Annotated in this window: 4 protein-coding genes and 1 pseudogene; 2 read left to right on the top strand and 3 right to left on the bottom strand. The window is 46.0% G+C overall.

The genetic code is table 11. From position 1 onward, the window contains the following. From V6C93_RS02595 to V6C93_RS02585, 3 genes and pseudogenes are all read right to left on the bottom strand, one after another. Nucleotides 1–297 (bottom strand): annotated as a pseudogene (locus V6C93_RS02595) (DUF2834 domain-containing protein); the annotation flags it as partial. A 285-nt stretch (nt 298–582) separates the two neighbouring features. Beyond that, the gene (gene hrcA, locus V6C93_RS02590; RefSeq protein WP_333475084.1) at nt 583–1,671 is read right to left on the bottom strand and encodes a heat-inducible transcriptional repressor HrcA; all 1,089 of its coding nucleotides are present in this window, start codon (nt 1,669–1,671) and stop codon (nt 583–585) included. A gap of 272 nt (nt 1,672–1,943) precedes the next feature. Continuing rightward, nucleotides 1,944–2,303: a rhodanese-like domain-containing protein gene (locus V6C93_RS02585; RefSeq protein ID WP_333475083.1), complete on the bottom strand. Its 360-nt coding sequence runs from the start codon at nt 2,301–2,303 to the stop codon at nt 1,944–1,946. Nucleotides 2,304–3,218: 915 nt separating this feature from the next. On the opposite strand from V6C93_RS02585, the gene V6C93_RS02580 reads away from it, so the two are divergent. Together V6C93_RS02580 and V6C93_RS02575 are read left to right on the top strand one after the other, a co-directional pair. Next, nucleotides 3,219–3,455 carry a DUF1816 domain-containing protein gene (locus V6C93_RS02580; RefSeq protein ID WP_333475082.1) on the top strand — a complete coding sequence of 79 codons (237 nt, stop codon included), beginning with the start codon at nt 3,219–3,221 and terminating at the stop codon, nt 3,453–3,455. Between the two features lie 566 nt (nt 3,456–4,021). After that, the coding region (locus V6C93_RS02575) for a DUF3352 domain-containing protein (protein ID WP_333475081.1) at nt 4,022–5,757 on the top strand (1,736 nt) is incomplete at its 3' end.

Below are 5,757 nucleotides of genomic sequence, written 5' to 3'. Positions count from 1 at the left end.
CCGTAGGGCTAGGTAAGGCAATAAGGCAAACGCTCCCACCCCAAAAGAGCCTGCGGCAAAAGGCCATGCCGGAATTTTTTGGTCTCTGCCATCAATAAACATCAAGCAGCCATAAATCATAGGCCAAATGCCCATGATATTGAAAAGACTAATAATTAAGGGATTGATGCCACCCCAGTTACCAGTAGACAGGTTTTTAATCAGTTCAAATGTATCGGGTTGGTTGGGAGGGGCGAGGAAAAAAGCATAGATAACAATGCTGAGCCAGAGTAACCCAAATCCAAGTTTTCTAGTCATGATAATTGCGGCAGACTACTATAGCAAAAGGCGGGGGGCAGGAGGCAGAAGGGAAAATAGTAACTAATCAAGGTTTCACTATTTGGGAGAGTCCTCATCACCTTGGCGATTGCTATATCTTAGGGACTGCTATATATAGTTGCAGGATACAAACCAAAGTAAATTAGCTTGACTCTTGAAAAAGAGTTTTAGATTGTAGACTACAGGAATTTTCGGTTTCATGTCCATCCCTTTTGCGGTGATTTCCTTTCCTTGAATCCAAAATAAATTGACTTTTGACCCAACTTAAGCAGGTTGACTCAAGGCACCTGTGAGATAATCAGCAGCCGTTTCTACAAGTGCGATCGCATTTTCATAGAGCATCCGAGTTGGGCCGAGGATTCCCACACTTCCCACTGGGACTTCACCCTGCTTATAGGTGGCGCTTACCAGAGTACAGGTACGCATGGGTTCCAAGGGATTTTCTGAGCCAATCCGAACTTTTACCCGACGCTTTGATCCTAGAGTCTCGGGCATCTCAAAAATGACAGGCCAAAGTAAATTCTGCTCTTCTTCCAATAAATGCACTAAGCTCTTAACTTGCTGCAACTCAGAAAATTCTGGCTGACGCAACACCTCTGAGATGCCGCGAATCATTATTTGTGTGGGAACAGGTGTTCTGGCGCGGCGAGTCAAGTCGGCTAGTAACCTCTTCAAGAAATCAGCATACTGAGCAAATTCTCTGTCTAGCTCACTCCAATCTAAAGTTGCCAATTCACTGAGCGATCGCTCCCGCAGCTTACTATTCAAAAAGTTGGATAAAATTTGTAACTCGCGATCAATCATCGACTCGTCCTGAGTCGTGTCATCTGCTAGTTGGGGAAGTTCCATCAAGACAGACTGTGTCTCGTAGGAATCCGTTACCACAATCAACATCACCCGACTCGGCTCTATCTGTACCAATTGCAAATGGCGCAAGCGTGTGCTTCGATTCTGAGGTAGCGTAATTAATGCAATATACCCACTAACAGTAGCGAGAATTTGTGCTGCCTCTCGCAAAAATGCTTCAAAGCCGGCTTCTTCCCAATTCAAGTGATCTGCGAGTAAATGCTCAACTTTACGTCCCAAAGTATCAGAAGGAGTGATCAGCTGATCGACATAAATTCGGTAGCCGGAGTCAGAGGGAACTCGTCCCGCAGACGTATGAGGTTGATACAATAACCCTACTTTTTCCAAAACGCCCATGCAGGAGCGAATAGTTGCAGGGCTAACACTAAGGTCATATTCCGTCGCCAACGCCTTGGAACCCACAGGTTCTGCCGTCGCAATGTAATGACGGATAGTAGCCCAAAGAATTTGTTGTTGTCGATTAGTCAAACTGACTTGCTGAGACATTTGAACAAAAGCTGATCTTAATCAGATTTTAAACAGAGGCCAAGGATTATATAAATGAGAGGGTGTAGGGTGAATTACACGCCTTGCCGACTTCTATCCGGACGAAGGCTGTCTTGGAGTTGATCAGGCTAAGAGAAAATCTCTCAGTCAGAGAAATCAGCCATCAAGTTGCAATCCCTAGGAACTATGCAGATGCTGCTATTGGCAACCAATTGGCGTTAGCTTTAAGATAACAGAAGAAACGAGGGTCAGTGGTTTGCCATGAACGGCAGCTAATAGCGAGGAATGCTGCGATCGATGATGAGCGAGTAAGCATCAATCCCTCCGACGATGTTTTTGACATGGGTAAAACCTTGCCCCAATAACCACTGACACATCTGAGCCGAGCGACTGCCATGATGACAGAGGACGAGTGTCTCGGTGTCTGGGTCAAAGAGAGTTTGGATTTTATCTGACCATTCGGCAAATGCACTCAAGGGAAGATTCTCGAAGCCTTCCAAATGCGCGATCGCAACTTCCTCCTCCTCTCGCACATCGATCAGCTGAAGACCCTCAGGGGATTCGCACATCCGCTGATGCAGTTGTTCCACGCTAATTTGGGCAATGGGTTGACTCAAAAATTGATGTGCCATTCAGATTTAATTAGATTTATTTGATGATGCAACCGTTCCCGGACGACTAATTCAGCTGGCTAGTATCGCCAAGATACAGATATCTTACAAATATTCATAATATTTGATAACGACAAATAGCTGAAATCCTGACCTTCCCAATCCCTTATCCCGCCTGAGGTTCTGAGTTCACTCCAGGCTCATAGCACGAGTTGGTGCAAAAAACTCACAGCTTAAGGTGTGCCTGCTGAGTGCATCGAAACGTTTTATGGCAGGGCTTTTCACCTCATCTCAGCTCTTACAGCCTTCTCAATAACTACCAGGTGGACACTCCAGGCTAACCATAGAACCACCTTATTCGTGTTTTGGTAAGCGCAGTACCCACTCTACATCCAAAAGTTTTGATGACAAGAGTCCCAAATTCTAACTAAAGACTGATGCAGTATTCACAAGTCAACTCAATTAGACGGCAAAGTTACAAATATTACAATAAAGCTTGAGACTTCGTTGTAAGTTATTCCTCATCATCTCAATTTCTTACCGATTTCTACCCGATTTGTTGCCCGAAATTTTGACTAATGGGGGGTAACGTCATAAGTATTGATTGCGAGAAATCCTATGAACACTTGTCCTTGCTGCTCAGATCGCCTCCTTCGCCATATCTGCCACAACCAAATCTATTGGTATTGCTCTCGATGCAGACAGGCTATGCCAGTTTTGGAGGCAACGAGATTAGAACTTCATCAAGAGTTTCATCAAATCATAGAAAACCGACCCAATATTCTTCCTCAACGAATCTTAACCCTCGTCAAGTGAAGGGGAATTTTTCTGGGCTTGGTTGAGTAATTAGTAATAGTCTGTCGTCTTGAGGCTTTAGCTGGTTGGCTTATGTGTCAGCAATTGTAAATTTCTTTAATCAGAATCAGGATAGCTTCTATGACTTTAAGAAACTTTACTCAAGAGGACGGGATTGAATTGGGATGGTGGGTCGAAATTGTTACAGCCTTTCCCTGTTGTACTTACTACTTTGGGCCTTTTGCTAGTAGACAGGAGGCTGACTATGCTCAAGTTGGCTACCTTGAGGACTTGAAACAGGAGGGAGCCCACGGAATTACTATCGAAATTAAACAGTGTCAGCCTAAAGAGTTAACTACTTGTGGAGATGAGAGATAGATGAAAAGCTAGGAAACAGCGAAGAAGTTCTCCTCTTTTAGAATATGCTGCAATCTAAACGCAACATTCATAACAATTTTTAATTTTACTTATCTAAAAAATAGAAAGATTAATTGAACGAGGGCTTGACTGAGAAGAGTCTTTGGGTTTTCTCATGCATGAGCGGACTGATATTAATGTGTGATATCATGTCCGGTTAATTGCCCATAATAAAATCATTTCGTATTAGGTGCTTGATTCGCTGCTCACAAGAAGGCTAAAGTCCTCACTACAAACTCTCCACATATTAGCGATCGCCTTTCCTATTGATTGATTAAGTTAAGTAACGACCCCTTGGGTAACTCTGCATAAGCTGCACGCTAGCAGAGATAGGTTTTATTGGAATCTGAGTGTTTTGGTACAACCAAGCTAGCTTGCCTTCTCTTGCAGAAGAAGTGGTCTGGGTGGGATGCCCCTAGTCCAGGCTGGTTGTAGAACGAGAATCAGGATTCCACCACGACATATAATAGGCGTGGAATAGGGACTATTGCTCCCTCAATCGCCATCGGACGCGGTCGGAATTCAACATGAAGCTACGCTCATTTTTTTATGTCCTGGCAGCAGGAGCCACTGGGTTGCTGTTAATTGCAGTGGCTGGCTTTTTCTGGTTAACTTCTCAAAGCCCCCTAAATTTGTTGCAACAAGGGGTGGTGGCAAATCCAACGGCTGCCATCTTTGTGCCGAAACAAGCACCCGCAATGGTATCACTCCTGGTAAACCCAGGACGCTTGGAGGCATTTCGGCAACTCGTAGCACGTCCGATCGCACGACGGCGATCGCGTGCTGAACTGAACCAAATCGAAAACAGTCTGCTGCTCAACACTGACATAAACTATCAGCGAGATATTCAACCCTGGCTGGGAGATGAAATCAGCCTAGCAGTAACCTCTTTAGACTTTGACCGCAACCCCGCCAATGCAACCCAACCTGGGTATTTGCTCGTTGTCAAGACGAAAGACGGAGAACGGGCGCGGCAGTTCTTGCAACTTTTCTATTCCCAACAGGCTGCTACCAGTGTTGACGATGTAGTCTTTGAAAAGTACAAGGGCGTTAACCTGATTTACAGGCGTCCCTTAAGCCAAATTGAGACATCTACCAAGGGTTCCAATCAAAACCCGCTCCCCGAAGCCTTAACCAGTGCGGTAGTGGGCGATCGCTTCGTACTATTTGCCAATCACCCCAAGGTATTGCGCGATGCACTCAACAACGTCCAAGCTGCCAACCTCAGCTTAAAGGATGACCCAGAGTATCAGCAAATGCTGGAAACGTTGTCTGAGCCACGAATTGGTCTGAGTTTTGTCAATATCCCCTCCCTAGCCGCTTGGATTTCCCAGCAGCCAGCCCCCGTGCGAGAGTCATTCAAGGGGTCTGAAACCCTGGCGCTGGGCCTTTCCTTGAACCGTCTAGGGTTAGTCGCACAAACGGCATTACTGGGGTCAGAATCGGGTGATAGCAGCCGAGAAGCGACCTTGTCTGAGCCGGTGGCAGCGTTGCAGTACATTCCTGCCCAAAGTGCTTTGGCGATCGCAGGAACTAATCTGAACCAACTCTGGACTCAACTCTCATCCGCTGAGGGAATGAATGATGCTCTCAAACCTCTGCTGGAACAGGCTGTTGCTAGTTTGCAGTCAAACTGGGGTATTCAACTACCTGAGGATATCTTTAGTTGGGTGCAAGACGAATATGCCCTCTCGATGATGCCGCGTCCAGATCGAGACAATCCGGATTGGATTTTTGTGGCGCAAAAAGGTTCAGAGGCAGCGGAGGCATCCATTGAACATCTAGACGCTATTGCCAAGCAGCGAGGACTCAGTGTAGGTGCTTTACCCCTAGGAGATACGAGCATCACGGCTTGGACAAAGCTGGTTACCTCGGCTATTCCTGTGGGCGGTAAAGATAAGCGTTTGATGAAATTAGAGGCACAAGTTGGGGGTGTCCACACAACTGTAGGAGATTATGAGATTTTCACGACTTCGATTGAGGCCATGAATCAGGCGCTCAAAGGCGTCGAAAATTCTTTAGTGAACAGTGATCGGTTCAAGAATGCGATCGCACCCTTACCTCAGCCCAACGATGGCTATCTATATCTTGACTGGAGAGAAAGTGGAACGCTGATTGAGCGTCAACTACCAATTGTTCGAGTGGTGGAACTCGTGGCAAAACCGTTCTTTGAGCATTTGCGATCGCTCAGTGTTAGCAGTTATGGTAGCGACAAGGGTGTCCAACGGAGCAAGCTCTTTTTCCGCTTGGATAACACCGACGC

Origin of the sequence: Allocoleopsis sp., assembly GCF_036703385.1 — a bacterium.
Taxonomy (GTDB): Bacteria; Cyanobacteriota; Cyanobacteriia; order Cyanobacteriales; family Coleofasciculaceae; genus Allocoleopsis.
The sequence above is the reverse complement of the archived record's forward strand: the minus strand, read 5'-3'. Positions and strand labels throughout refer to the sequence as shown.

Coding starts and splice junctions, on each gene's coding strand:
- hrcA (WP_333475084.1), bottom strand. CDS start 1,671: ATGTCTCAGCAAGTCAGTTTGACTAATCGACAACAACAAATTCTTTGG.
- V6C93_RS02580 (WP_333475082.1), top strand. CDS start 3,219: ATGACTTTAAGAAACTTTACTCAAGAGGACGGGATTGAATTGGGATGG.
- V6C93_RS02585 (WP_333475083.1), bottom strand. CDS start 2,303: ATGGCACATCAATTTTTGAGTCAACCCATTGCCCAAATTAGCGTGGAA.